Here is a 26,660-nt window from a genome sequence, read left to right as displayed (position 1 = left end):
CTGTCCGCCGTGGTGTAATGGCAGCACAGGGCCCTTTGGAGGCCTTTGTCTGGGTTCGAATCCTAGCGGCGGAGCCTCTGCGCGCCTCTGGTTCGGGCGATTTCGACCGCGCCGGTATTGTCGGTGCTGCTCGGCGGACTGTGCGAATGGCGACCGGCCTGGGTCCCGGCCGGGCCTGCTCTGCCCTCTCCGTGAACCTACCGAGGAGCCTCCCCCCATGGGTGCCAATTCGCTTGCCGCCGTTGTCGTGCTCGCCGCCGGTGGCGGGACCCGGATGAAGTCGAACAAGCTGCCCAAGGTGCTGCACGAGGTGTGCGGGCGCTCGTTGGTGGGTCATGCGGTCTCGGCGGCCCGGGAACTGACGCCCGGCCAGCTGGTCGTGGTGGTCGGCCACCAGCGCGAGCTGGTCGTGGCGCACCTGGCGGAGCACTATCCGGCCGCGCGCACCGCGGTGCAGGAGGAGCAGAACGGCACCGGGCACGCCGTGCGCACGGCGCTGGAGTCGCTGACCGCCGACGGCGTGGAGCTGGACGGCACCGTCATCGTCACCGCCGGCGACTCGCCGCTGCTGACCGGCGAGACCCTGCGCCGGCTGGCGGACGCGCACACGGCGCAGCGCAACGGCGTCACCGTGCTGACCGCCGTCGTCCCGGAGCCCTTCGGCTACGGCCGCATCCTGCGCGACGAGGACGGCACCGTCGCCTCGATCGTCGAGGAGCGGGACGCCACCGCCACCCAGCGCGCGATCACCGAGATCAACTCCGGCGTCTTCGCCTTCGACGCCAAGCTGCTCACCGAGGCGCTGGGCGAGCTCACCACGGACAACTCACAGGGCGAGGAGTACCTGACCGACACCCTGGAGATCCTGCGCACGGCGGGCCACCGGGTCGGCGCCGTGGTGGCCGAGGACCACCGGGACATCCTGGGCATCAACGACCGGGTCCAGCTGGCGCAGGCCCGCCGGCTGCTGAACGACCGCCTGCTGGAGCGGGCGATGCGCGCGGGCGTCACCGTGGTCGACCCGGCGACCACCTGGCTCGACGTCCAGGTGACGTACGAGCCGGACGCCGTCGTGCTGCCCAACACCCAGCTCCAGGGCGCCACGCACCTGGGCGAGGGCTGCGAGGTGGGCCCGAACTCGACCCTCAGGGACACCGGGGTCGGCGCCGGCGCCCGCGTGAGCAACACCACGGCCGACCGCGCCGAGGTGGGCGAGCAGGCCTCCGTGGGCCCGTACGCCTACCTCAGGCCGGGGGCCAGGCTGGCCCGCAAGGCGAAGGTCGGCACCTACGTCGAGGTGAAGAACTCCGAGCTGGGCGAGGGCGCCAAGGTGCCGCACCTGTCCTACATCGGCGACGCCACGATCGGCGAGGGCACCAACGTCGGCGCGGCCTCGGTCACCGTGAACTACGACGGCGTGAACAAGCACCGCACGGTCATCGGCGCGCACTGCCGAACCGGTTCGGACAACATGTTCATCGCCCCGGTCACTATCGGTGACGGCGCTTACACCGGCGCCGGCTCGGTGATCACCACCGACGTTCCGGCCGGCGCGCTCGGCGTGAACCGTTCGACGCAGCGCAACATCGAGGGCTGGGTCGAGCGCAAGCGCCCCGGGACGGAATCCGCGCAGGCCGCGAAGGCGGCGGCGGACGGGGCCGGGCGGGCCTGAGCGGGCGGGGCGGGGCCCGGGGCCGGGGTCCCGAGGCGGACGGTTTCTGCGCGGGCGCGTAACCTGGGGGACATACGTGCGCCACTGGGCTTACCGCCCGTGTCCAGGCGTACCGACATTTCCCCAACCCATGCCGCGAGCGGGCCCTGCCTGCCCGCACCGGGTCGAGGGTTCAGCGTTCGCAACGCGAGGAGACGGTGCAGTGAGCGGGATCACGACGTCGGGTGAGAAGAAGCTGAAACTCTTCTCCGGCCGTGCCCACCCGGAGCTGGCGAGGGAGGTGGCCGAGGCGCTCGGGACCGAACTGGTCCCCACCAAGGCCCTGGACTTCGCCAACGGCGAGATCTACGTCCGCTTCCTGGACTCCGCGCGCGGTGCGGACTGCTTCGTGATGCAGAGCCACACGGCTCCCATCAACCAGTGGATCATGGAACAGCTGATCATGATCGACGCTCTGAAGCGGGCCTCCGCCAAGAGCATCACCGCGATCCTGCCGTTCTACGGCTACGCCCGCCAGGACAAGAAGCACCTCGGTCGCGAGCCCATCTCGGCCCGCCTGGTCGCCGACCTGCTGCGCCAGGCCGGTGCCGACCGCCTGATGGCCGTGGACCTGCACACCGCGCAGATCCAGGGCTTCTTCGACGGTCCGGTGGACCACCTGTTCGCGCTGCCGCTGCTGGCCGACTACATCGGCGGGAAGGTGGACCGCTCCAAGCTCACCGTCGTCTCGCCGGACGCCGGCCGCGTGAAGGTCGCCGACCAGTGGTGCGACCGGCTGGACGCCCCGCTGGCGATCATCCACAAGCGCCGCGACATCACCCAGGCCAACACCATCCTGTCGGCCGACGTCGTCGGTGACGTCAAGGACCGGGTCTGCGTCCTGGTCGACGACATGATCGACACCGCCGGCACCATCTGCGCCGCGGCCGACGCGCTGTTCGACAACGGCGCCGCTGACGTCGTGGTGGCGGCCACCCACGGTGTGCTGTCCGGCCCGGCCGCGGACCGGCTGAAGAACTCGCGGGTGAGCGAGTTCGTGTTCACCAACACGCTGCCCACCCCGGCGTCGATCCAGCTGGACAAGATCACCACGCTGTCCATCGCCCCGTCGATCGCCGCCGCGATCCGCGAGGTGTTCGAGGAGGGCTCGGTCACCAGCCTCTTCGAGGGCGTGCACTGACGAAGGCCCGTGCAGGCGGCCCCGGTCCGGACGGACCGGGGCCGCCGCCGATTTCGCGGGAGGGCGTCGGTGCGGTTAGACTCGTGAAACTGCTCGGCGAGGGATGCCGTGCGCCTGTTCGACGGGCGCCCGCTCCGTGATCGACGCGCTGCCGGTGCCGGATTCCCGTCCGCCGGCAGGCCGTTGCCGCCGAGTGACCCCCGTACTGAGGGTGTGGTCCCGGCGGTTTTTCGCGTTGCCTGCACCCCCGCGCCAGTTCCCACGAGGAGTGCAGTCGTGTCCGAGATCCGTATTGCCGCTGAGACCCGCACCGAGTTCGGCAAGGGTGCCGCCCGTCGCGCCCGCCGTGCCGGCTTCGTCCCGGGTGTCGTCTACGGCCACGGCCACGCCCCGGTTCACCTGAACCTGCCCGGCCACGACCTGATGATGGCCCTGAAGACCCCGAACGCCCTGCTGGTCGTGCCGATCGAGGGCACCGACGAGTACGTGCTGCCGAAGGCCGTCCAGCGCGAGGCCATCAAGCGCACCATCGAGCACGTCGACCTGCTGCTGGTCAAGCGCGGCGAGAAGGTCACCGTCGAGATCCCGGTCCTCACCGAGGGCGAGCTGGCCCCCGGCGGCAACCTGCTCGAGCACGTGCTGAACGCCCTGCCGATCGAGGCCGAGGCCACCCACCTGCCCGAGTCCGTGACCGTCTCGGTCGAGGGCCTGGAGGCCGGTGCCTCCATCCTCGCCAAGGACATCGTCCTGCCGGCCGGCGTCACCCTGGCCGTCGAGGCCGACGCCGTCGTGCTGCAGGTCATCGGCGCCCAGGCCGCCCCGGCCGAGGACGAGGCCGCCGAGGCCGAGGGCACCGAGGCCTGAGCCTCCCCGCCAGTCTGGACCGCTGCCCCGGTCGCTCCCGTCGGAGCGTCCGGGGCAGCGGTGTGTCCGGGATGATGACGACGAGGGCGGACACGCCCCGAGGGAGAGGAAGGACCATGGCGGACGAGTACGAGGGCCCGTGGCTGGTGGTGGGGCTGGGCAACCCGGGCGAGCAGTACGCCCGGAACCGGCACAACATCGGCTTCATGGTGGTGGACCTGCTGGCGCAGCGGATGGGCGCCAGGTTCAAGGCGCACAAGAGCCGGGCGCAGGTGGCCGAGGGACGGCTGGCGGGCAGGCGGGTGGTGCTGGCCAAGCCGATGACCTTCATGAACCTCTCCGGCGGGCCGGTGACGGCGCTGCGCGACTTCTACAAGGCGCCGGCCTCGGCGCTGGTCGCGGTCCACGACGAGCTGGACATCGACTACGCGGCGCTGCGGCTGAAGCTGGGCGGCGGGGACAACGGCCACAACGGGCTGAAGTCGATCACCAAGTCGCTGGGCCCCGACTACCACCGGGTGCGCTGCGGGATCGGCCGCCCGCCGGGCCGGATGGAGGTCGCGGACTTCGTGCTGAAGGACTTCTCCTCGACCGAGCGCAAGGAGCTGGAGTGGTTCGTCGACCGCTCGGCGGACGCGGTCGAGGCGCTGCTGTCCGAGGGGCTGGAGCGGGCCCAGGGGACGTACAACTCCTGACCGTCCTGACCGTTCGTCAGGACCGTGTGCGGAGTACGCAACAGTCGTACAACGCTTGCCCGCCCGGACCTGAATCGGTGTGAGAACCCCGTGCGGGATCGGATAGCGTCGGCCCGGTACGCGAACGAGTCCTGGGGAGTTCTCGATGCGGAGATTGCGTCCGCTCCGCCGGCTGCGGTGGAGCCGGGTGGTCCGGCTGAAGCAGCTCGGACGGCGGGTCGGCACGGCCGGTGCGCTGGGGGCGGCCGGGGTCCTGCTGTCGGGCGGTGCGGTGGCGCACGCCGACTCGGTCGCGGAGCCGGACGCGGGGGCCTCCCCGGAGCCGGCGGCGGCGCAGTTCGGGCCGGTGCTCGGCGACTCGGTGGGCCCCGACGCGGGGCTGCTGGCGGTCGGCGGCGGCCTGGTGGTGGCGGCCGGCGGCGCGGCGCTGTGGCTGAAGCGCAAGCGCGCGGGCGAGGCCGTGGAGTAGCTGAACCTCACGACCGAGGGGCCGGTGTCCTGGACACCGGCCCCTCGGTCGTTCTCCGGACCGGCCGTCAGCCGGTGTTGCGCAGACCGGCGGCGATGCCGTTGACGGTCAGCAGCAGTGCGCGGGCGCGCAGCGGGTCGTCCTGGCGCCCGGCCGAGAGCTCCTCGCGCTGGCGGCGCAGCAGCGCGACCTGGAGGTAGGAGATCGGGTCGAGGTAGGCGTCGCGGACCCCGAAGGTCTGCTTCAGCACCGGGTTGTGCTCCAGCAGTTCGCTCTCGCCGGTGAGCCGGAGCACCTCGCGCAGGGTGAGGGCGTGCTCGGCCTTGATCTGGTCGAAGACGTGGCGCAGCTCGCCGGGCACCAGCTGCTCGACGTAGTGCCGGGCGATCCGCAGGTCGGTCTTGGCCAGCGTCATGGCGACGTTGGACAGGAAGTTGCGGAAGAAGTGCCACTCGCCGTACATCTCGTCCAGCACGTCGCCGAGGCCGGCCTCGCGGGCGGCGGCGAGGCCGGAGCCGACGCCGTACCAGCCGGGGACGATCTGCCGGGACTGGGTCCAGCCGAACACCCACGGGATGGCCCGCAGGCCGTCCAGGCCGGCGCCGGAGTCGGGGCGGCGGGACGGGCGGGAGCCCAGGTGCAGCGAGGCCAGCTGGTCGACCGGGGTGGAGGCGAAGAAGTACTTCGGCAGGTCCTCCTGGTCGACCAGGCCGCGGTAGGCGGTGTGGGCGGCCTCGGAGACCTGGTCCATCGCGGCGTCCCAGCGGGCCAGCGACTCGGGGGCCTGGCGCGGGGCGGTGTGCAGCGCGGAGGCGGAGAGCGTGGCGGAGATGGTCAGCTCCAGGTTCTCCCTGGCCAGCGAGGGGAGCAGGTACTTGTCGGAGATGACCTCGCCCTGCTCGGTGACCTTGATCTCGCCCTCCAGGGTGCCCCAGGGCTGGGCCAGGATGGCCTCGTGCGAGGGGCCGCCGCCGCGGCCGACGGTGCCGCCGCGGCCGTGGAACAGGCGCAGCCGGATGCCGTAGCGGTGGGCGACGTCGCGCAGCCGGCGCTGGGCGCGGTGGATCTCCCACTGGGAGGTGGTGATGCCGCCGAACTTGGAGGAGTCGGAGTAGCCGAGCATGACCTCCTGGATGTCGCCGCGCAGCGAGACCAGCAGGCGGTAGGACGGGTCGGAGAGCATCTCGTCGAGGATGCGGTCGGCCTGCTGGAGCTCGTCGGTGGTCTCCAGCAGCGGCACGATGCCGATCTTGGCGATGCCGGCGTGCAGGTCGAGCAGGCCGGCCTCGCGGGCCAGCACGGTGGCGGCGAAGACGTCGTCGGCGCCCTGGCACATCGAGATGATGTAGCTCTCGACGATCTCGTCGCCGAAGCGCTCGAAGCCCTGGCGGATGGTGTTGAACACACCGAGGGTCTTGGTGCCTGCCTCGTCCAGCGGGGCCGGGGTGGGGGCGAGCGGGCGGCGCGAGCGCAGCTCCTTGGCGAGCAGCTTCTGCCGGTACTCGCGGGGCATGTCGGCGTAGCGCCAGGCCTCCTCGCCGAGCCGGTCGAAGAGCTGGCCGAGGGCGTGGTGGTGGGCCTCGGCGTGCTCGCGCACGTCCATGGTGGCGAGCTGGAGGCCGAACGCCTCGATGGTGCGGATGGCGCGGGCCAGGCGGCCGTCGGCGATGAGCTCGCCGCGGTGGGCGCGCAGCGAGTCCTGGATCAGCCGCAGGTCGGAGATCAGCTCGCGGGTGCCGAGGTAGTCGCGGCCCTCGACGTGCGGGGTGCCGCCGGCCAGCCGCTCGCGGGTGTTCTCCAGCTTGAGCCGGATGCAGGTGGCCTTGAGGCGGTACGGCTCCTCGGCGTTCATCCGCTTGTAGCGCGGGCTGAGTTCGGGGAGCAGGTGCAGGTCGGTGTTGAGCGAGGCGAGCAGCTCGACCGAGGCGCCGGCCAGCCGCTCGGAGGTGGAGAGGGTGCTGCGCAGGTCGTCGATCGCGGCGAGCGCGTCCTTGATGCCGTACTCGTGCTGGAGGTTGAGGACGTCCCAGGTGACCTGCGGGGTGACGTTGGGGTTGCCGTCGCGGTCGCCGCCGATCCAGGTGCCGAAGGTGAGCGGCCGGACGCCGTCGGGCAGGCCGAGGCCGACCCGGGCGAGCTCCTCGTGCAGCTCCTCCAGGACCTCGGGGACGGCCTCGCGGTAGAGCTCGTCCAGGTAGTAGACGGCGTTGCGGGCCTCGTCGGTGGGCTCGGGGCGGGCGATGCGCAGCTCGTCGGTCTGCCAGAGCAGGTCGATGACCTCGGCCAGGCGGCGGTCGGCGGAGCGCTTGGCGCTGCTGGTGCGGGCCTGGTCGGCGGCGGCCAGACCGGAGGTGACCTCGTCGCGGTGGATGCGGTCGAGGAGCTCGCCGATCCTGCGCAGCTTGTTGAGGACGCTGCGGCGGGCGGCCTCGGTCGGGTGCGCGGTGAAGACCGGGCGGACCGCGAGGTGGGCCAGGGTGTCCTGGAGGTGCTTGGCGTCGGCCTCGGCGAGCAGGTCGGCGGTCTGCGCGAGCAGCGAACCCTCCCGGGCGCGGCGGGTGGCGAACTCGCGGCCGCGGTGCACCTGCTCGGTGACGTTGGCGAGGTGGAAGTAGGTGGAGAACGCCCGGACCAGCTTGGCGGCGGTGTCCAGGTCGATGTCGGAGAGGAGTTCGGCGGTGGCCTCGCCGTCGGTGCGGCTCAGCAGGCGGACCTGTTCGACCAGGCCCAGCAGCTGGGGGCCCTCCTGGCGGACCAGCGTCTCGCCGAGCAGGTCGCCGAGGCGCCGGATGTCCGCCCGCAGGGCGGCGTTGTCGGCGGTGACGGGCGTGGGGCTGTCCGCCGGGGTGGGGACCGGAGCGGTCACGGCTGGCTCCCTGTGGTGGTGGGGTTCGGCAACGGCTCATCGTCACAGGTCCACACGGGTGTGGCGGGCGTGACGCGTGCGGACCGCGCTGTCCGACGCGACCAGCATAGGTGTCGGGGCCGGTGCTGTCCGCGAGGTGGCCGGATGGCGGACAGGGCTGCCGAAAACGACTTGTGGTCTGGACCACTTGGCGGCTTCGGCGGGTGTGCCGGGCAATCCCGGTGGGGAGGGGAGGGGGTTGCCGCAGGACACCGCTTAGGCTGTGGGGCATGAGCAAGTCGCCTGGGGAGCGCATGCCGGTCCGGTCGTTCTGGTGGTGGAAGCGGCCGCGCAGCGCCTTCCTGGACATCGGGCTGGCGCTGCTCGCCGCCCTGGAGTGCACGGTCAGCACGGTCGGCTTCCTTTCCGCCAGGATCCATGTGAGCGCCGCCGGCACGGTCGGGATCGCCGTGCTGGGCACGCTGGCCGGCGGCTCCCTGGTGGTGCGCCGGCGCTGGCCGGCCGTCCCGGTGCTGGTGACGCTGCTGGTGATGCCGGGAATGCTGGGCGTGGTGCTGCTGGTGGTGGCGCTGTACACGCTGTCGTCGACCTGGGAGTGGCCCTCGCGGCGCCGCCGGGTGGTGGCGCTGTCCGCGCTCGCCTTCGCCGAGGCGGCCGCCGTCATGACGGTGACACTGATGACGCCCGATGACACCCTGGTGGAGCGGCCGCCGATGTGGGGCCTGATCCTGCTGGCGCTGCTGGTCGCGGTCGGGCTGACCGTCGCCCCGGTGGTGACCGGGCTGTACGTGGGCGCGCGGCGGCGGCTGATCGAGTCGCTCAAGGACCGCGCGCACGGCCTGGAGACCGAGCTGGACCTGCTGGCCGAGCAGGCCCAGGAGCGCGCCCGCCGGGCCCGGCTGGAGGAGCGCACCCGGATCGCCAGGGAGATGCACGACGTGGTGGCGCACCGGGTCTCGCTGATGGTGGTGCACGCCGGGGCGCTGGAGCGGATAGTCGCCAAGGACCCGGAGAGGGCCGCGCAGAGCGCCAAGCTGATGGGCGAGGTGGGCCGGCAGGCGCTGAACGAGCTGCGCGAGATCCTCGGGGTGCTGCGGATGGACGACGCGCGGCAGCCGGAACCGGACTCGCTGGCCGGGCTGCCCCGGCTGGTGGACCAGTCCAGGGCGGCCGGGATGGCGGTCACGCTGACGGTCAGCGGCAGCCGGCAGGAGTTCACCGGCGAGGCCGAGCAGACCGCCTACCGGGTCGTCCAGGAGGGCCTGACCAACGCGCACAAGCACGCGGGCGGCGCCCAGGTGTCCGTCCTGCTCTCGTACGCGCCGAACGGCGTGCGGGTGGCCGTGGTGAACGCCTGCCCGGGCGGGGAGCGGGGCGCGGCGAAGCTGCCCAGCGGGGGCAACGGGCTGGTCGGGATGCGGGAACGGGTGATCGCCCTGGGCGGCACCTTCTCCTCGGGGCCCGAGGCGGACGGCGGGTTCCGGATCGAGGCGGTGCTGCCGTCCCGGCTGACGGTACGGGCCGAGCGGCTGGGCTGACCGGCCGGGCCGAGCGGCTGGTTGAGCCGCCCTCAGCGCCCGGTCCGGGGACGCCCCCGGCCGCTCAGTGCTCGTCCGGGGTGCGCAGCCGCTCCGGGACGGTGCCCAGGACCAGCGCGGAGATCGCCTGGTCGATGCCGTGGCCGAGGAACCACTCGCCGGCGTGGTCCAGGCTGTAGACCCGGCCCTCCTCGTCGACGGCCAGCAGTGCCTGCCCGTACGCCTCCTCGCCGAGCGGGGCCAGCTGCGTCCCCAGCGCCCGGCCGAGGTCGAGCAGGGTGCGCGGCTGGTGCAGGCCGCACAGCGGGTCGATCAGGAACGGGGTGCGGGCCAGCTGACGGCCGGGGCCCGACAGGTCGAAGGCGAGGCCGCCGAACTCGGCCCAGGCCTCCACCGCCGCCGGGAACACCGCGTGCCGCACGCCGGTGGGAGCGCCGAACCCGACCAGGGCGTCGGCCCACTCCTCGGCCTGCCGGATCTGCCAGCGGCCGGGGTGCCAGCCGGCCGTCTTGAGCTCGGCGGCGACGTCCGCGGGGAAGCGCGGGCGGGTCCGCGGGCCGGCGGAGGAGAGGGTGGCCGGTGCGGGCGGGATGGGCGGATTCAGGACGGGCTCCAGGGCTGGGGGACGGGGGACGTGCCGGCGCTCGGCCGGTCAGTGCACGGGCGGGGCGACGGCGACGCTCCGCACGGTGAAGTGCTCCAGCATCGGGGCGCAGGAGCGGCAGGGCGGGGCGTGGCTGCCGTGCGCCGGGTCGCCCTCCTCACGGATCCGTACGGTCGTCATCCGGGAGCCCTTGAGCGCCTTGCGGGCCTCGTGCAGGGTCATCGGCTTGCGGGCGGCGCGCTTGGAGCGCCTGCCGTCGACCGTGGTCAGGTACTGGGAGAGCAGGACCGCCTCGGGGCAGCGCCCGGTGAACCGCTCGCGGGCCTCCACCGGCAGGGTGTCCAGGAAGTCGGTGACCAACTGGTGCAGGGCAGGGCGGCGGTGGTCCTTGTCGCCCGCCAGGGTGTGCACCTCGCCGCCCTTGAGCGACAGCGCGGCGGCGACGGCGGGCAGCAGGCTGTCGCGGTGGTGGCGCAGCACGGGAGGGCCCGCCGGCTCACCGGTGGTCATCCGTCGTCCTCCTCCTGGTCACCCGGCGTCGGTCGGAGTGGCCGGGCCGGTCCGGTCCGGGGCAAGCCTGTCAAACGACACCGACAACCGCACAACCGGGGTGCGGTGGCGGTCGGGGCCGCGACGGACCGGCCGGGCGGTCACCCGATCTTGGCCGAACACGTACGCCCTCGTCACGACTTGTCCGCCGATCTACCGAAACGGCCCCGGGAGCCGGTCCGCGGCCGGTACCGTTCCGGCAGCGAGCCGAAGGGGACGCGGCCGACCGTGCGGGGCAGCCGCCGACGGGGCCGGCTCCGGTGCCCGCGTCGGACGTTGAGGCTGCCGGGAAGGGCCTGCCGCCCGCCCCGGCGCTGAGCGAAGGGGCTCGTGCGATGACGTCGAAACCGGCGGACGACCACTGGCAGGCCGCCAACCAGGCACCCGGCGGCCACGTGCCCGCACCCGACGAGCCGCCCGGGGCGGTGCCCGAGCACCCGGTCGGGCTGGCCGTGGTCGGGGCCGGCTACTGGGGCCCGAAGCTGGTCCGCAACGCGCAGCACACCCCGGCGCTGCGGCTGCACTGGCTGTGCGACCTGGACGAGGCCAAGGCCCGCGCGGTGCTGGGGGAGTACAGCACCGTCGGGGTGACCGGCAGCTACCGGCGGGTGCTGGCGGACGAGCGGGTCGGCGCGGTCGCGGTGGCCACGCCGGCCGGCGCGCACTACGCGCTGGTGCGGGCGGCGCTGGAGGCCGGCAAGCACGTGCTGGTGGAGAAGCCGATCACCACCTCCGCCGCCGAGGCCGGGGAACTGGTCGGACTGGCCGAGCGGCGCGGGCTGGTGCTGATGTGCGACCACACCTTCTGCTACACCCCGGTGGTGCGGCGGATCCGCGAGCTGGTGCACGGCGGGGAGATCGGGGACGTCCAGTTCTTCGACTCGGTGCGGATCAACCTCGGCCTGGTGCAGCCGGACGTGGACGTGCTGTGGGACCTCGCCCCGCACGACCTGTCGATCCTGGACTTCGTGCTGCCGCCCGGGGTCGAACCGGTCGGGGTGTCCGCCCAGGGCGCCGACCCGATCGGGGCCGGCCGGGCCTGCGTCGCCTACCTGACCGTCCGGCTCAGCAACGGCGCGCTCGCGCACTGCCACGTCAACTGGCTCTCCCCGACCAAGGTCCGCACCACGCTGATCGGCGGCTCGCGGCGCACCCTGGTCTGGGACGACCTCAACCCCCAGGCCCGGCTGGCGGTGCACGACCGCGGGGTCGACCTCACCCCGCCCGACCAGCTGACCGACGCGATCCGGCACCGGGCGCTGATCTCCTACCGGGTCGGCGAGATGGTGGCGCCGGCCCTGGTCGAGCAGGAGGCGCTGCGCAACGTGATGGCCGAGTTCGCCGCCGCCATCACCGAGGGCCGGGCCCCGCTCACCGACGGGCGGGCCGGGATGCGGGTGCTCCAGCTGCTGGAGGCGGCCTCGCTCAGCCTCGGACTCGGCGGCGTCACCGTCCCGGTGGGGGCGGGGGTCCGGGCCGGGGCGGAGGTCCGGTGAGCGCCGTTCCGGCGGCGGGCGCAGGCCCGGTGAGCACTGAGGCCGTGGGCGGGGGCCCGGCCGACGAGGGCATCCCGCTGGTGGACCTGGCGGCGGCGCACGCCGAGGTGGCGGACGAGGTGCGGGCCGGCTTCGACCGGGTGCTCGCCTCGGGAGCCTTCGTCAAGGGCCCCGAAGTGGCCGCCTTCGAGCGGGAGTACGCGGCCTTCGCCGGTGTCCGGCACTGCGTGGGCACCGCCAACGGCACCGACGCGCTCGAACTGGCCCTGCGCGCCCTGGACCTGCCGCCCGGCAGCGGGGTGGTGCTGCCCGCCAACACCTTCGTCGCCACCGCGGAGGCGGTGCTGCGGGCCGGGCTGCGCCCGGTGCTGGTCGACGCCGACCCGGTGTACCTGCTGATCGACCCGGAGCGGGCCGCCGCCGCACTGCCCGGCGCGGCCGCGCTGCTGCCCGTCCACCTCTTCGGCCAACTCGCGCCGATGGGGCCGCTGCTGGAGGCGGCCGACGGGCGGCCGGTGGTGGAGGACGCGGCGCAGTCCCAGGGGGCCAGGCAGCACGGGCGCACCGGGTACGGGCGGATCGCGGCCACCAGCTTCTACCCGGGCAAGAACCTCGGCGCCTACGGCGACGCCGGGGCGGTGCTCACCGACGACGAGGGCCTCGCGGACACCGTCCGGCTGCTCGGCGACCACGGCGCGCGCGACAAGTACCGGCACGAACGGTTCGGTTTCAACTCCCGGATGGACGCCCTGCAAGCCGTCGTGCTGCGCGCCAAGCTGCGCCGGCTGCCCGCCTGGAACGCCGCCCGCAGGGCCGCCGCCGCCCGCTACGACGCGCTGCTGGGCGGGTTGGACGGGCTCGTCCTGCCGCGCACCGCCCCCGGCAACGAGCACGTCAGGCACCTGTACCCGGTGCGGATCGGCCCCGGCCGGGACCGTGACGCGGTGCTGGCCGCGCTGCACGCCGCCGGGATCGGGGCCGGGGTGCACTACCCGCTGCCGGTCCACCTGCAGCCCGCGTTCCGTCACCTCGGCCACCGCGAGGGGGCGTTCCCGGTCGCCGAACGGGCCGCCCGCGAACTGCTCAGCCTGCCGCTGCACCCGCACCTCACCGAGGCCCGCCAGCTGCGGGTGGCGGAGGCACTGGCGCGGGCGCTGGGCGGCCGGTCGTGACTCCCGGGCGGGGCCCGGGCTGTAGGGCCGCCTGGCCGACGGGGGGTTGAGGGCAGGCCCTAGGCTGGTGCCCAGCAGGCACCGTATTTGCAGCAGCCAGTGGGGGCTCCCAGATGACGACAGGTCGGCCCGGCGTCGCCGCCGCACCGAACGCGGCGTACGCAGGTCAGGTGGTGCAGTTCCCGGATCCGGTCCGCGCGGAGCGGCACCCCGGAGGGGTCAGGGTGGACGAGTACGGCTACCCGGACTTCGGCCCGTACGCCGCCGCCGCGGCCGAGGTGGCCGACCCGCCGGAGGGCTTCGGCGTGGACGAGCTGCGGCTGACCGACTACGTCTCGGCCAACGCCGCGCTCTACACCCAGGGCCACCCGCTCTGGGCCGACCTGGCGACCGCCGTCGCCACCCCGCCCGGCTGGACCTGGCACCACGCGGTCGGCCGGGCCGCCCCCGGCTGGCGGCGGATGGAGCTCGTCCCGGTCGAGGTCAAGGCGCTGCTGCGGCACCACGGCGGCCTGGCCGTCTCCGCCGCCGACCACAACCGCCGCGGCACCCGGCCCCTACAGGAGCGCCGGGCGGTGCACTTCTCGCTGGCCAGGGACGGCGGCGACCCGATCGGCGTCCCCGAGGACCTGGTGCAGCGCGCCGAGGAACGCCTCGGCTACCGGCTCCCCGACGCCTACCGCACGTTCCTCAAGCTGGGCGGCGGCCGGGCCCCGGCCGGCGTCGGGCTGGACACCGAGCTCGGACTGCTGCTCGACCAGCCGTTCCTGACGCTCACCGAGGAGTACGGCACCGAGGACGTCGTGTACGCCAACAAGTGCCTGCGCGACCACCTGACCAAGGACTACCTGGGCATCGCCTACGCCCAGGGCGGCCTGGTCGCGCTCAAGGTGCGCGGCGAGCGGGCCGGCTCGGTCTGGTTCCACCTGTACGACGACGCCCGCGACTCCGGCGCCCAGGAGTCCCCCGAGGACCGCTGCGCGCGACTGCTGCTGCCCTGCGGCGAGGACTTCGACGCCTTCCTGCTGCGGCTGGCCGGCAGCCCGCCGGAGCTGGAGACGGTCGCGGAGCTGATGGTGGACGGCGGGTTCGCCCGGGCCGTCCCGCTGGGCTGAGGCGCGTGGTCGCGGTGATGGCTGTGGTGTCGGTGGAACGGGGGACGAAGAGGATGCGGACAGGGGTGAACCGGGCGTGGTGACGTACGCGCAGGCGCAGGAGCTCGCCGAGGAGTGGATCAACGGCGGGGTGCCGCGCTCGCAGCAGCGTGAGGTACGGGTCCGGGAGTTCGACCTGGGCTTCGTCTGCTGGGCGGTGGCGCCCTTGGGCACGGCCGACGGTGCGGGCGGTACGGGCGGTGGCTCGGGGGAGGCGCGGCTGGTGATCGCCCGGGACTCGGGCGCCAGCACGCTGTGGCCCGCGCTGCCCGTCAACGAGGTGGTCCGGCAGTACGAGGAGGCCTACGGGCGGCCGGTGGCGGCCAATCCCGCGGGTGCGGCGAAGCCCGCGCCCGGGCCGGTGGAGGCGACCTCCTTCCTGCTCAGCCCGCCGCAGTGGCTCCAGGAGGCGGGGGCCGCGGCGATCGCGGCCGAGGCGGAGCGGCTCGGGGCGGCTCCGGCCGTACCGCAGGCTGCCGCGCCGGTCGAGGCTCCGGGTGTTTCCGCTGCCGCTGCCGCCGCGCCGGTCGGGGAGCCGCCCGCGGCGCCGCGGCCCGCGGCCGCCGTGCTGACCGAGCCGCCGGTCTCCGACCGGCCCGCCGGGGACGCGCCGACCATGCTCGCGCCGCCGCCCGGGCCCGAGGAGCCGGCCGTCGCTCCGCTGCCGCCGTCGATGCCGCAGCCGCAGGCCGCCGTGCCGGTGCCGTCGCCCGTGGCGCCGGTCGCGCCGCCCCAGCCTCCGGCCGAGGCGGCGACCGTCCTGATGCCCGACGGGCTGCGGACGACCGGCTCGGACCTGCCCGAGGCCCCCGCCCCGGCCGGGGCCGAGGCCGCGACCATGCTGATGCCGCCGGCGAGCGGGGGCCACGGCATGCCCCCGGTCCCGCAGGCCGCCGCGCAGCCCCCGGCCGCCGAGCAGCCCGTCGGCCCGCCGATCCCGGCCCCGATCCCGGCCCCGGTGGACGTACCGGCTGCCGAACCCGCGCCCACGCTGCTCGCGTCGCCGGACGCCGTGCCCGGACTGATGGGCCTGCCCGGCGCCCCGGCCGTCCCGCCTGCCGGTGGTCCGCAGGTGGAGCACGCCCCGACCATGCTGGCCCAGCCCGGCGGTGTCCCCGGCCTCGGCGGTCTGCCGGGAGCTCCGGCCGTCCCGCCCACCGGTGGTCCGCAGGTGGAGCACGCCCCGACCATGCTGGCCCAGCCCGGCGGTGCCCCCGGGCTGTCCGGCCTGCCCGGCGCCCCCGTCCCCGGTGCCCCCGCCGCCCCGGCCCCCGGTGCGCCGGAGGCAGGGCTCGGCCGGGGTGCGGGCTCCGGCCCGCCGCCGCCCCCGCCGGCCGCGCTGCGCGGCGGCCCCGCCGGCTCCTCCGGCGCGGGTGCCGCCCCGGCCGGGACGGGGCGGGGCGCGGGTTCGGGCCCGCCGCCGCCCCCGCCCGCCGGGCTGAGGAACACCCCGGGCTCCGCCGCGCCCGCCGCCGCCCCCGCGGGCCGCGGCACCGGCTCCGCCCCGCCGCCCCCGCCCCCGGCGGGCCTGCGCGCCGGCGGGCCCCCGGCGGCCCAGGGCGCGTCGCCCGCCGGTGCGCCCGCGTCCGGGACGGCGTACGAGGCGACCCAGCTGGCGAGCGCGATCGACCCGGCGCTGCCGGGCGGCCCGGCGGATCCGGGCACCCCGCCGTCCGGCGGCCCGGCCGTCCCGCCGCCCGGTGGTCCGTCGGCCCCCGCCGCGCCGGCGGCCGGCTACGGCTACCCGAACGCGGGCGGTGGCGCCGGGGTCGTCCCGCCGGCCGCGGTGCCCGGCTCGCCGCAGCCCGTGTCGGTGCCCCCGGGCGTGCCCGCGGTCGGCCCCGGGTACTTCGCCGCGCTCAGCTACCGGGGCCCGGACGGCTCGGAGCAGAAGCTGCTGCACCGCAGCGAGCCCGGCACCCCGCACCCGGAGTGGAAGATCCTCCAGGACCTGCGCCGGCTGAACGTGCCGCCGGAGCAGGTGCTGGAGCTCTACACGGAGCTGGAGTCGTGCGACCTTCCGGGCGGCTACTGCAACCGCATGATCGCCGCGTCCTGGCCGAACGTCCGGCTCACCCACACCGCCCCGTACGGCCGTGACCACGCCTCCAGGCAGGCCGGGATGGCCGAGCTGCTCGACCACCTGGACGAGCTGGCCCAGCTGGCCTCCGGCACCCAGCGGGTCCGCCCGTTCCGGGTGCCGCCGCCCGCGCCGGGGACGGTCCAGGCGCTGCCGCCGCTCCCGCCGCAGCAGCTCGCCCAGGAGACCGGCAGCGCCTTCGGGCAGAACCTGTTCCGCTACGAGCAGCGTGCCGTCTCCCGCCAGGGCGTGCCCGAGCCGGTGTCCCAGACCCTGATGTGGGCCGGGCTGCCGCGCGACTTCGGGCCGTTCTTCTGGGCGCAGGCGCAGGAGGGCCGGCCGATTCCGACGCTCGCCGAGCTGGCCGCCGAGCGCGGTCTCGCCACGGGCCCGGACTTCGGCGGCTACCTGGTGCTGGGCAACGACTACGGCCGGCAGCTGTGTGTCCAGTACGGCACCGCGCACGTGGTGGCCGTGGAGGTCGATGGAACCGGCCGGCCGCCCCGGTTCGTCAACAGCGGTGTACCGGAGTTCGTCCGTTCGCTGGCCCTGCTGGGCCGGATGTGGCGGCTCCGGTACGGGCTGACGCCGGACCAGGCCGGTCGCTGGACGACCGACTTCCAGGCCCAGCTCGCCGCGATCGACCCGGCGGCCCTGCAGAACGCGGACACCTGGTGGGCCGTGCTGCTGGAGCAGTTCTGGGACGGCCTGCTGTAGCGGGCCGTCGCCGATCCTCGCAGGTGGGGAGGGGTCGTTCCGGAGTCCGGAACGACCCCTCCGGCATGCCGCCACGGCTGTGCCTCGTTGGGGTTTCGCCCGGATCTGCGCAAAATAGGTCAAGAGGATGGGTCTATTCGTCCGGTCCTCGACACAATTCCGGTCCGTAGGACGGCGGATTCCGGCCCCGGGCTCCGAACCGGTTCCGGATCCGTCCGTTCCGTCCGATCATGGGCTCCGCAGCCCGCGAAATGAGGGGAAGAGCCCATGAGCGACGCCGTCCCCCAGTACGGCTTCACCCAGGCCCGCCGTGGCTACGTGCCCGACCAGGTCGACCGAGCCCTCGCCGCGCTCACCGCGCAGCGTGACGAGGCGTGGGAGCGGCTGAGCGTCCTGGGCGCCGGCATCCGGCAGATGGAGGCCAGACTGGCCGACATCCGCCGGACCGCCGAGGAGGCCCCCGAGCCCGACTACCAGGTGCTCAGCGAACAGGCCTCCGGCCTGGCCGCGATGGCCGAGAACGAGGCCCGCGCCGTCCGGGAGAAGGCCGAGCGCTTCGCCGAGGACCTCAGGGACGAGGTCTACGAGGCAGGGCAGGACGCCGACCGCGCCGCCAAGGAGTACGGCACCAGGACCCGTACCGAGGCCGACTCGGCCGCCCGCCGCACCGAGGAGCGCACCCGGGCCGAGGCCGAGGGCATCAGGTCCGACGCCGACCGGGACAGCCGTTCGGCCAGGGACGCCGCCACCGGCTACGCCGCCAAGGTGCGGGTGGCCGCGGCCGAGGCCAGCGAGCAGGCCGAGGCCGAGCTGGCCGCCCGGCGCCGGAAGGCCGACGAGACCTTCGCCGCCGCCCAGGCCAAGGCCGACGCCGAGGACGCCGAGGTCTCCGCGACGGCCGAGCGCCGGGTCAAGGAGGCCGAGCAGCAGCGGGAGACCGTGCTGAACCGGATCAAGCAGCTGGAGACGGACGCCCAGGCCAAGGCCGACCAGCTGATCGACCAGGCCCGCCGGGAGGCCGAGAAGATCAACACGGCGAGCGAGCGCGAGCAGCGCGAGTTCGACACCCGGCTGGAGACGGTGCAGCAGCACCTGGACCACATCAAGGCCACGCTGGCCTCGCTCACCGGGGCGGCGGTCGGCCAGATCGAGCCCGGGGAGCTCGCCGCGGCGGCGGCCAGGGTCTCCCGGGACTCCGCCCGGGCTTTCCCGGGCGCCGCGCCCGCCGCCGCTCAGCCGCCCGCTCAGGCCGCCGCTCCGCAGGACGCCGTCGCCGACGCGGTCGCGGACGCCGTTGTCGACCCGGTGCCGGTGGACTCGGAGGCGGACACCGGGGAGATCCCGGTGACGAACCTGCGCAAAGCCTCGGCCCAGGCGCCCGCCGTGGCGGATTCCGCCGGTGAGAAGGCTCTCGCCCGGGAGAAGCCGGCGCCCGTGCTGCGGACGCCGGTGGTCGGCGGCAGTGCCGCCAAGGCCATCGGCGGGCCCGTGGCGACCGGCCCGGTGCCGCCGAAGCCGGCCTCACCGCCCGCCGAGGAGACGGTCGTCGCGAAGGCGGTCGTCGCGAAGGCGGTCGACGGGAAGGCCGTGGACGAGGCGGCAGCGGACGAGCGGGTCGTGGACGGGAACGCGGCGGACGAGAACGTCACCGACGGGAAGGCCGCCGAGGGCCGGTCGGACGACGAGACCCGGATCGTCCCGAAGATCATCATCGTGGACGACGGCAGCGGTTACGCGACCCCCCACACGGTGAGCTACCGCCGCCGCTGACCCGGCCGCCCGACCACGCGTCGCGAGGGCCCCGACCGCCTCCCCCGGGCGGCCGGGGCCCTCGCGCCGTGTCCGGCGCCGAAGCTTGTGGAGCGGGCGGCCGGGAAAACGGACGGGTCCGCGGGATAGGACGGCGCCCGGCGGGGTAAGCCCCCGCAGACGAAAGAGGCCGAGACCCGTGGCGCCCTCCAGGAAAGGGCGCCACGGTTCCCGGCGCTTGGGCGGGCGCCCCCACCCAGGGTCGCCCGGCCTCGCACCTCCGACCCCCATCGGGGGTGCGACAGTGCCCCCACAGCCATCCCCCACGGTTGGGTGCGGCGGGCACGTTCACCATGGTGCGCGATCTCCATGGACGGCCAGTGACAGGAGTATGTCCAGTTCGTGGCGGATAGCCGTGCCCGGTTCGGTGCGGCTCCCCGTTGGTTCGTCCACCGGCCGGTCCGGTGTCCGGTCCGGTGGTTCGTTCCCGGACATGCTCCTGACAGAATCGGCGGCGCGACGGGCGGGAGGCCGGCCGGGCGGGCCGCATCGGAGCCCCCGGTCCCCCCCCCACCGAAGCCCCACCGAAGCCCCACCGAAGCCCCACCGAAGCCCCACCGAAGCCCCACCGAAGCCCCGCCGAAGCTCCCACCGAAACCCCGGCCGATGCCCTGGTCGGGCTCCGCCGAAGCCCCGGCCGGGCCCCGCGGGCGCCGAGGACCACGTGTGTGCCCGTGCCGCGGCGTAGGCTGGAGACCCCCGGCCGCTCGGCGTGCCGGGCCGTTCGCGTTGCCCCGGCGGGCCTTCGCCGCCCGGGGGCAGCACCAGCCACGGGACGAAGAAGAGACCCCAGATGAGTCTGACCGGACTGCTCGATGTCGTCGCGCGGGACGCGGCGCTCGCCGAGGCGATCGAGGCGGCCACCGCCGTCGGCGCCGCGGCCGGCGGACGCCGCCACCTGGACCTGGTCGGGCCGCCCGCCGCCCGGCCGTTCGCCATCGCCGCGCTGGCCCGCGCGCTCGCCGGGCAGTCCGCCGGGGACCGGGGCCGACCGGTGCTCGCCGTCACCGCGACCGGCCGGGAGGCCGAGGACCTCGCGGCCTCGCTGCGCTCGCTGCTGCCCGCCGACGCCGTCGCCGAGTTCCCGGCCTGGGAGACCCTGCCGCACGAGCGGCTGTCGCCCCGCTCGGACACCGTCGGGCGCCGGCTGGCCGTGCTGCGCCGGATCGTGCACCCGCGGCTCGACGGGGGCACCTCCCAGTCGGAGGCTGGGGCAGACCCGGCGGCCGGGCCGGTGCAGGTGATCGTCGCCCCGGTCCGCTCGGTGCTCCAGCCGCAGGTGAAGGGGCTGGCCGAGCTGGAGCCCGTGGCCGTGCGCCGCGGTGAGTCGTACGACCTGGAGGAGATCGCCCGCCGGCTCTCCGCCGCCGCCTACGCGCGCGTCGAACTGGTCGAGAAGCGCGGCGAGTTCGCCGTCCGCGGCGGCATCCTGGACGTCTTCCCGCCGACCGAGGAGCACCCGCTGCGGGTGGAGTTCTGGGGCGACGAGGTCGAGGAGGTCCGGTACTTCAAGGTCGCCGACCAGCGCTCGCTGGAGATCGCCGAGCACGGCCTGTGGGCGCCGCCCTGCCGTGAGCTGCTGCTCACCGACGAGGTGCGGGCCAGGGCGGCCGAGCTGTCCGCCGGGCACCCCGGGCTGGCCGAGATCCTGGACAAGATCGCCGAGGGCATCGCGGTCGAGGGCATGGAGTCGCTGGCGCCGGTGCTGGTGGACGACATGGAGCTGCTGGTCGACGTGCTGCCGCTCGGCTCGGTCGCGGTGGTCTGCGATCCGGAGCGGGTCCGCACCCGGGCCGCCGACCTGGTCGCGACCAGCCAGGAGTTCCTGCACGCCTCCTGGGTCGCGGCCGCCTCGGGCGGGGACCGGCCGATCGACCTGGAGGCGATCGACGTCTCCGCCGCCTCGCTGCGCTCGCTCGCCGAGGTGCGCGAGCACGCCGCCGATATCGGGCTGCCCTGGTGGTCCGTCAGCCCGTTCGCGACCAGCGAGTCCTCGGTGAACGAGGTGCTGGAGTTCGACGCCAACACCCTGACCCTCGGCATGCACGCCGTCGAGGCCTACCGGGGCGACACCGCCCGGGCGATCGCCGACGCCAAGGAGCGGCTGGCCGCCGACTGGCGGGTCGTCATGGTGACCGAGGGCCACGGCCCGGCCTCCCGGCTGGCCGAGGTGCTGGGCAACGAGGGCATCCCGGCCCGCCTGGTCGCCGACCTCGCCGAGGCGCCCACCCGGGACGTCGTGCACGTCTCCTGCGGCTCGATCGAGCACGGCTTCGTGGACGAGGCCCTGAAGCTCACGGTCATCACCGAGACCGACCTGTCCGGCCAGAAGTCCTCCACCAAGGACATGCGCCGGATGCCCTCGCGTCGCCGCAACGCGATCGACCCGCTGGCGCTGGCGGCTGGCGACTACGTCGTCCACGAGGCGCACGGCGTCGGAAAGTACGTCGAGATGGTGCAGCGCACCGTCCAGGGCGCCACCCGTGAGTACCTGGTGCTGGAGTACGCCCCGGCCAAGCGCGGCCACCCCGGCGACCGGCTGTTCGTGCCGACCGACCAGCTCGACCAGGTCACCAAGTACGTCGGCGGCGAGGCCCCGACGCTGCACCGGCTCGGCGGGGCGGACTGGGCGAAGACCAAGCAGCGGGCCAAGAAGGCGGTCAAGGAGATCGCCGCCGACCTGATCAGGCTCTACTCGGCGCGGATGGCCGCCCCGGGCCACACCTTCGGCCCGGACACCCCGTGGCAGCGCGAGCTGGAGGACGCCTTCCCGTACGCGGAGACGCCGGACCAGCTGACCACCATCGCCGAGGTCAAGTCGGACATGGAGAAGTCCGTCCCGATGGACCGGCTGATCTGCGGCGACGTCGGCTACGGCAAGACCGAGATCGCCGTGCGGGCCGCGTTCAAGGCGGTGCAGGACGGCAAGCAGGTAGCGGTGCTGGTGCCGACCACGCTGCTGGTGCAGCAGCACTTCTCGACCTTCGCCGAGCGCTACGCCAACTTCCCGGTGACGGTGAAGGCGCTGTCCCGCTTCCAGACCGACACCGAGGCCAAGGCCGTGCTGGAGGGGCTGTTCGAGGGCTCGGTGGACGTCGTCATCGGCACCCACCGGCTGTTCTCCTCCGAGACCAGGTTCAAGGACCTCGGCCTGGTCATCGTCGACGAGGAGCAGCGCTTCGGCGTCGAGCACAAGGAGCAGCTGAAGAAGCTGCGCGCCAACGTGGACGTGCTCACCATGTCCGCGACCCCGATCCCGCGCACCCTGGAGATGGCGGTCACCGGCATCCGCGAGATGTCCACCATCACCACCCCGCCGGAGGAGCGGCACCCGGTGCTGACCTTCGTCGGGCCGTACGACGAGAAGCAGATCTCGGCCGCGATCCGGCGTGAACTCCTGCGCGAGGGCCAGGTGTTCTACATCCACAACCGGGTCGAGTCGATCGACAAGGCGGCCGCCAGGCTGAAGGACCTGGTGCCCGAGGCGCGGATCGCCACCGCGCACGGGCAGATGGGGGAGACCCAGCTGGAGAAGGTCGTCGTCGACTTCTGGGAGAAGGAGTTCGACGTCCTGGTGTCGACCACGATCGTGGAGTCCGGCATCGACATCTCCAACGCCAACACCCTGATCGTGGAGCGCGGCGACACCTTCGGCCTCTCCCAGCTGCACCAGCTGCGCGGCCGGGTCGGGCGCGGTCGCGAGCGCGGCTACGCGTACATGCTGTACCCGCCGGAGAAGCCGCTCACCGAGACCGCGCACGAGCGGCTGGCCACCATCGCCCAGCACACCGAGATGGGCGCCGGCATGTACGTCGCGATGAAGGACCTGGAGATCCGCGGGGCGGGCAACCTGCTCGGCGGCGAGCAGTCCGGGCACATCGCGGGCGTCGGCTTCGACCTCTACATGCGGATGGTCGGCGAGGCGGTGGCGGAGTTCCGCGAGTCGCTGGCGGGCGGCGGGGAGCCGGAGGAGGAGCCGCTGGAGGTGAAGATCGAGCTGCCGGTCGACGCCCACGTGCCGCACGACTACGCGCCCGGCGAGCGGCTGCGGTTGCAGGCGTACCGCTCGATCGCCGCGGTCAACTCGGAGGAGGACATCAAGCAGGTCAGGGACGAGCTCGTGGACCGCTACGGCAAGCTGCCCGAGCCGGTGGAGAACCTGCTGCTGGTCGCGGCGCTGCGGCTGTACGCCCGGCGGTGCGGGATCTCGGACATCACCCTCCAGGGCACCAACGTCCGCTTCGGGCCGGTGGAGCTGCGGGAGTCCCAGCAGCTGCGGCTGAACCGGCTCTACCCGCGCAGCCAGGTGAAGGCGGCGGCCCGGCAGCTGCTGGTGCCGCGCCCGAGCACCGGGCGGATCGGCGGCAAGCCGCTGGTCGGGCGGGAGCTGCTGGGCTGGTGCAGGGAGTTCCTGTCGGCGATGTTCGACGACCTGGCGGGGGCGAAGAAGTAGCGTCCGCCCGCCCGGGGCGGTGCACGGCGGTCTCGGGCCCGGCCCGGGGCCGCCGTTCCGTGTGTACGGGCGGTCGCGGCGGTTGACGTACGCATCGCGACCATCGGGGCTGTGAACGGAGGTGTCGGCGGCGCGAGGCCGGCGGGGCGGTGAGGCCGACGGGGGTGCGGGGGTGCCGGCGTGGGGGCGCCGGCGACCGGCCGGTGCGCGGGTCAGCCGAGCTTCCACTGGCCGGTCTGCGGGGCGAAGCCGCTGTCGAGGCCGAACTGGGCCTTGTCGAGCTTGGCGTCCTTGGGGACCTCGAAGGTGACGAAGCCGAGGGCGCTCTCCCCGGGGGCGATGTTGGCGGGGATCTGGAAGCCGGGGCCGGCCTTCGTGTTCGCGACGGTGCTGCCGAAGGCCTGGCCCTGGGCGTCCACCACCTTGGCGCTGTTGCCGGGGACGTCGCTGTAGGCCTTCTTGCCGCTCGCCTTGATCCGGAACTGGACCGAGACGAAGCGCTTGCCGTCGGCCGGGTGGGTGAACTCGTCCTCGCCCTCGGCGTTGTCGACCACCTTCACCAGCGTCACGTCGGCGGTGTCGGCCGGGTCGTTGCCCTTGAGCGCGATGGTGTCGCCGGCCTTGGCGGGGGCCTTGGCGGGGGCCTTGGCGGCGTCGGCCGGCTTGGCGGCCTCGGAGCCGGTGCCGGCCGCGGTCTGCTTCGCCTCGGTCGAGACGGTCGAGCCGTCGGGGGAGTCGCACGCCGTCGCGCCGAGGGCGACCAGTGCGGCGCCCAGCAGCAGGACGGCGGCGCGACGGGTGGTGCCGCGGCGGGCGGCGGTGTGGCGGACGGCGGTGCGACGGGCGTTCGCGGACATGGGTGTCTCCCGGTGATCGGTGGTGCTCCCTGTGCCGCCCCTCGCTCGGTGGCGACGGAGAGATCACACCACTCGGCCGTGAATCATGTCAATGCGATTTCACAAAAGAATTCTGTTCACATGTGAACTGGGGTCGCGAGACGCATCGCTATGCTGTGCGGTCACAGTGCCCCGCTGTGCGGTCGCAGCCCACCGAAGGAGCCCCCGTGCCGGACCGACCCGAAGTGACCGCCGCCGAGATCGCTCGGCTGGCCGGCGTCGGCCGGGCCGCGGTCAGCAACTGGCGCCGCCGCCACCCCGACTTCCCGCGCCCGGTCGGCGGCACCGACGCCAGCCCGGCCTTCGCGCTCGCCGAGGTCGAGTCCTGGCTGCGCGCGCAGGGCAAGATCGCCGAACTCCCGCTGCTGGAACGGGCCTGGCAGCTCCTCGATACCCTCCGCGATCCGGCCGGCCACCCCGCCGCCCCGCTGGTCGAGGCGGGCGCCCTGCTCCTGCTGCTGCACCGCGAGCCCGGGCACTGGGCCGACCTCGCCGGCCGCCCGGACACCCGGCTCGCCCTCGCGCTGCCCCGGGCCGTCGCCGGCACCGCCGTGCACGCCTTCGGCCCGGACGGCGCCCGCACCCTCGGCCTCCCCGGCCTGCTCGGCAGCACCCAGCTGGACCTCGCCCGGCTGCTCGCCGAACTCGCCGCCCAGGCCGGCCCGGTCGGCGCGTACGAGCAGCTGCTCACCCGGTACGCCGAGGCCAACACCCGACAGCTCAGCCCCACCCCGCCGGAGGCCGCCGAGCTGCTGGCCGCCGTCGCCGGCGTCCCCGCCACCGTGCTCGACCCGGCGGTCGGCCTCGGCGCCGCCCTGCTCGCCCACCCGCCGACCACCGGCCGTTACGGCCAGGACGCCGACCCGGTCACCGCCGCCCTCGCCCGGCTCCGGCTCGCCCTGCACACCCCCGCCGACGAGCCGGGGCCGCTCCCGCTCGACCTGCGGTCCGGCGACTCCCTGCGCGCCGACGGCTTCCCCGGCGACACCTTCGAGGCCGTGCTCTGCCAGCCCCCGTACAACGAACGCGACTGGGGCCACGACGAGTTGCAGTTCGACACCCGCTGGCCCGGCGGGCTCGTCCCGCCGCGCGGCGAGTCCGAACTCGCCTGGGTGCTGCACTGCCTCGCGCACACCCGGCCGGGCGGCCTCGCGGCCCTGCTGCTCCCCCCGACCGTCGCCGCCCGCCGGGCCGGCCGCCGCATCCGGGCCGAACTGCTCCGCTTTGGAGCGCTGCGGGCCGTCATCGCGCTGCCCGCCGGCGCCGCCCCGCCGTACGGCGTCCCGCTGCACCTGTGGGTGCTGCGCGCGCCCGAGCCGGGGAGCGACTTCCGCCAGGTGCTGCTGCTCGACGCCGGGGCGGCGCTCTCCGCCCCGGCCGGGGCCGCCGGGGCGCCGACCGCCGAGGGAGGCCGGGACAAGGTCGACTGGCCCGAGCTGCGCCGCACCGTCCTGGAGGCCTGGCGCGGCTTCGACCTGGCCGCGCGCGAGGGCCTGCCGGTCCCCGCCGACCGCCCCGGCGTCCACCGGGCCATGGCCGCCATCGACCTGCTCGACGACGAGACCGACCTCTCCCCGGCCCGGCACGTGCCGCCCGCGGCCCCGCTCGGCGGCGCGGCCGAACTCTCCCACCTCGGCGGCCGGTTGGCCGAGCTGCTGGCCGGCCTGCCCGACCCGGCCACGCTGCTGCCGCGGCCCGGTGACGAGCTCGGCGCCACCCCCGCCGGCGTGGTCACCATCGGCGAACTGGTCCGGGGCGGCGCGCTGGAGGTGTACTCCTCCGGCACGGGCGCCGCCACCAGGCCGTCCGGTGCGGGCGCGGGCGGTACCCGCGTCGTCACCGACCAGGACCTCGCCACCGGTGCCGTGCCCGGTGCCGTCCCGGCCGCCGGGTCGGGGCAGGCCGGGTCGGGTCAGGCCGGGCCGGGTTCGATCGGGTCGGGTCAGGCCGGGTCCGGTGCGACCGGGGCAGGTCCGGCCGGGGACGTCCGCACCCGCCCCGGCGACGTCCTGGTCCCCGCCCTCGGCGGCGGCACCGCCAGGGTCGTCCCCGCCGAGGGCCCGCTGGTCGGCGCCGCCCTCGGCCGTCAGCTCCACCTGCTGCGGCCCGACCCGGCCGTCCTCGACCCCGAGTTCCTGGCCGGCCACTTCCGCTCCACCGCCGGCACCCGGCGCGCCGCCAGCCACGCCACCACCACCGCCCGCCTCGACATCCGCCGGGTCGAGCTGCCCCGCCTCCCGCTCCCCGCCCAGCAGCGGCTCGGCGCCGCCTTCGCCCGCCTCGCCGCCTTCGACACCGCCCTCGGCCAGGCCGCCGCCCTCGGCCGCAGCCTCGCCCAGGGCGCCACCGACGCCCTGGCGACGGGCACCCTGGCGCCGCCGGCCGGCTGAGGTGATCCCGGCTCAGCAGCGGCTCAGTAGCGGTGCGATACCGATGCGGCGGCGGG

Annotated in this window: 17 protein-coding genes and 1 tRNA gene; 14 read left to right on the top strand and 4 right to left on the bottom strand. The window is 74.7% G+C overall.

Going from position 1 to position 26,660, the window contains the following annotated elements; translation table 11 throughout:
* Window positions 1-3: 3 nt before the first annotated feature.
* The 6 genes from ACZ7C5_RS33480 to ACZ7C5_RS33455 all read left to right on the top strand — a co-directional run bounded on the left by ACZ7C5_RS33480 (window position 4) and on the right by ACZ7C5_RS33455 (window position 4,880).
* A tRNA-Gln gene (locus ACZ7C5_RS33480) sits at window positions 4-74 on the top strand.
* Between the two features lie 143 nt (window positions 75-217).
* A complete protein-coding gene (gene glmU, locus ACZ7C5_RS33475; protein ID WP_470324132.1) occupies window positions 218-1,672 on the top strand; it encodes a bifunctional UDP-N-acetylglucosamine diphosphorylase/glucosamine-1-phosphate N-acetyltransferase GlmU in 1,455 nt (484 codons plus the stop codon).
* A 202-nt stretch (window positions 1,673-1,874) separates the two neighbouring features.
* On the top strand, window positions 1,875-2,852 hold the full coding sequence (locus ACZ7C5_RS33470) for a ribose-phosphate diphosphokinase (RefSeq protein WP_188294709.1): 978 nt from the start codon (window positions 1,875-1,877) through the stop codon (window positions 2,850-2,852).
* Window positions 2,853-3,128: 276 nt separating this feature from the next.
* A complete protein-coding gene (locus tag ACZ7C5_RS33465) occupies window positions 3,129-3,716 on the top strand; it encodes a 50S ribosomal protein L25/general stress protein Ctc (protein ID WP_188294708.1) in 588 nt (195 codons plus the stop codon).
* Between the two features lie 116 nt (window positions 3,717-3,832).
* Complete coding sequence (gene pth, locus ACZ7C5_RS33460; RefSeq protein WP_188294707.1) at window positions 3,833-4,411, top strand: aminoacyl-tRNA hydrolase; 579 nt, start codon at window positions 3,833-3,835, stop codon at window positions 4,409-4,411.
* Window positions 4,412-4,556: 145 nt separating this feature from the next.
* Window positions 4,557-4,880: a hypothetical protein gene (locus tag ACZ7C5_RS33455; protein ID WP_401091522.1), complete on the top strand. Its 324-nt coding sequence runs from the start codon at window positions 4,557-4,559 to the stop codon at window positions 4,878-4,880.
* Between the two features lie 67 nt (window positions 4,881-4,947).
* Here the strand turns inward: ACZ7C5_RS33455 and ppc are convergent, their stop codons facing one another.
* Complete coding sequence (gene ppc / locus ACZ7C5_RS33450) at window positions 4,948-7,746, bottom strand: phosphoenolpyruvate carboxylase (protein WP_401091520.1); 2,799 nt, start codon at window positions 7,744-7,746, stop codon at window positions 4,948-4,950.
* A gap of 269 nt (window positions 7,747-8,015) precedes the next feature.
* Between ppc and ACZ7C5_RS33445 the strand changes: the two genes are divergently transcribed.
* On the top strand, window positions 8,016-9,284 hold the full coding sequence (locus ACZ7C5_RS33445) for a sensor histidine kinase (protein WP_401091518.1): 1,269 nt from the start codon (window positions 8,016-8,018) through the stop codon (window positions 9,282-9,284).
* Between the two features lie 64 nt (window positions 9,285-9,348).
* On the opposite strand, the gene ACZ7C5_RS33440 is transcribed toward ACZ7C5_RS33445, so the two are convergent.
* Both ACZ7C5_RS33440 and ACZ7C5_RS33435 read right to left on the bottom strand, forming a co-directional pair.
* The gene (locus ACZ7C5_RS33440) at window positions 9,349-9,876 is read right to left on the bottom strand and encodes an SUKH-3 domain-containing protein (RefSeq protein ID WP_470324169.1); all 528 of its coding nucleotides are present in this window, start codon (window positions 9,874-9,876) and stop codon (window positions 9,349-9,351) included.
* Window positions 9,877-9,936: 60 nt separating this feature from the next.
* Window positions 9,937-10,398: a YwqJ-related putative deaminase gene (locus ACZ7C5_RS33435; protein WP_401091516.1), complete on the bottom strand. Its 462-nt coding sequence runs from the start codon at window positions 10,396-10,398 to the stop codon at window positions 9,937-9,939.
* Between the two features lie 374 nt (window positions 10,399-10,772).
* Between ACZ7C5_RS33435 and ACZ7C5_RS33430 the strand changes: the two genes are divergently transcribed.
* The 6 genes from ACZ7C5_RS33430 to mfd all read left to right on the top strand — a co-directional run bounded on the left by ACZ7C5_RS33430 (window position 10,773) and on the right by mfd (window position 23,318).
* The gene (locus ACZ7C5_RS33430; protein WP_401091514.1) at window positions 10,773-11,933 is read left to right on the top strand and encodes a Gfo/Idh/MocA family protein; all 1,161 of its coding nucleotides are present in this window, start codon (window positions 10,773-10,775) and stop codon (window positions 11,931-11,933) included.
* Between the two features lie 29 nt (window positions 11,934-11,962).
* Window positions 11,963-13,105 (top strand): DegT/DnrJ/EryC1/StrS family aminotransferase, encoded by a 1,143-nt coding sequence (locus ACZ7C5_RS33425; protein ID WP_401091512.1) that lies wholly within the window; start codon window positions 11,963-11,965, stop codon window positions 13,103-13,105.
* A gap of 113 nt (window positions 13,106-13,218) precedes the next feature.
* Window positions 13,219-14,220, top strand: a complete 1,002-nt coding sequence (locus ACZ7C5_RS33420; RefSeq protein ID WP_401091510.1) for an SMI1/KNR4 family protein — start codon at window positions 13,219-13,221, stop codon at window positions 14,218-14,220.
* Window positions 14,221-14,296: 76 nt separating this feature from the next.
* A complete protein-coding gene (locus ACZ7C5_RS33415; RefSeq protein ID WP_470324131.1) occupies window positions 14,297-17,056 on the top strand; it encodes an SUKH-4 family immunity protein in 2,760 nt (919 codons plus the stop codon).
* A gap of 267 nt (window positions 17,057-17,323) precedes the next feature.
* Window positions 17,324-18,826 carry a coiled-coil domain-containing protein gene (locus ACZ7C5_RS33410; RefSeq protein WP_470324130.1) on the top strand — a complete coding sequence of 501 codons (1,503 nt, stop codon included), beginning with the start codon at window positions 17,324-17,326 and terminating at the stop codon, window positions 18,824-18,826.
* An 832-nt stretch (window positions 18,827-19,658) separates the two neighbouring features.
* Window positions 19,659-23,318 (top strand): transcription-repair coupling factor, encoded by a 3,660-nt coding sequence (gene mfd / locus ACZ7C5_RS33405; protein ID WP_470324129.1) that lies wholly within the window; start codon window positions 19,659-19,661, stop codon window positions 23,316-23,318.
* A gap of 212 nt (window positions 23,319-23,530) precedes the next feature.
* Here mfd and ACZ7C5_RS33400 read toward each other — a convergent pair whose 3' ends face one another.
* Window positions 23,531-24,175, bottom strand: coding sequence for a DUF4352 domain-containing protein (locus ACZ7C5_RS33400; protein WP_470324128.1), 645 nt, complete (start codon window positions 24,173-24,175; stop codon window positions 23,531-23,533).
* A 206-nt stretch (window positions 24,176-24,381) separates the two neighbouring features.
* On the opposite strand from ACZ7C5_RS33400, the gene ACZ7C5_RS33395 reads away from it, so the two are divergent.
* Window positions 24,382-26,604 carry an N-6 DNA methylase gene (locus tag ACZ7C5_RS33395; protein WP_470324127.1) on the top strand — a complete coding sequence of 741 codons (2,223 nt, stop codon included), beginning with the start codon at window positions 24,382-24,384 and terminating at the stop codon, window positions 26,602-26,604.
* Window positions 26,605-26,660 lie beyond the last annotated feature (56 nt).

This window comes from Kitasatospora sp. NPDC036993 (assembly GCF_055607525.1).
This window is presented reverse-complemented; position numbering and strand designations above follow the sequence as displayed.

Excerpts from the sequence above, each read along its gene's own strand:
- glmU (WP_470324132.1), top strand. The coding sequence starts at position 218 with ATGGGTGCCAATTCGCTTGCCGCCGTTGTCGTGCTCGCCGCCGGTGGC.
- pth (WP_188294707.1), top strand. The coding sequence starts at position 3,833 with ATGGCGGACGAGTACGAGGGCCCGTGGCTGGTGGTGGGGCTGGGCAAC.
- ACZ7C5_RS33455 (WP_401091522.1), top strand. The coding sequence starts at position 4,557 with ATGCGGAGATTGCGTCCGCTCCGCCGGCTGCGGTGGAGCCGGGTGGTC.
- ACZ7C5_RS33445 (WP_401091518.1), top strand. The coding sequence starts at position 8,016 with ATGAGCAAGTCGCCTGGGGAGCGCATGCCGGTCCGGTCGTTCTGGTGG.
- ACZ7C5_RS33435 (WP_401091516.1), bottom strand. The coding sequence starts at position 10,398 with ATGACCACCGGTGAGCCGGCGGGCCCTCCCGTGCTGCGCCACCACCGC.
- ACZ7C5_RS33430 (WP_401091514.1), top strand. The coding sequence starts at position 10,773 with ATGACGTCGAAACCGGCGGACGACCACTGGCAGGCCGCCAACCAGGCA.
- ACZ7C5_RS33420 (WP_401091510.1), top strand. The coding sequence starts at position 13,219 with ATGACGACAGGTCGGCCCGGCGTCGCCGCCGCACCGAACGCGGCGTAC.
- ACZ7C5_RS33410 (WP_470324130.1), top strand. The coding sequence starts at position 17,324 with ATGAGCGACGCCGTCCCCCAGTACGGCTTCACCCAGGCCCGCCGTGGC.
- mfd (WP_470324129.1), top strand. The coding sequence starts at position 19,659 with ATGAGTCTGACCGGACTGCTCGATGTCGTCGCGCGGGACGCGGCGCTC.
- ACZ7C5_RS33400 (WP_470324128.1), bottom strand. The coding sequence starts at position 24,175 with ATGTCCGCGAACGCCCGTCGCACCGCCGTCCGCCACACCGCCGCCCGC.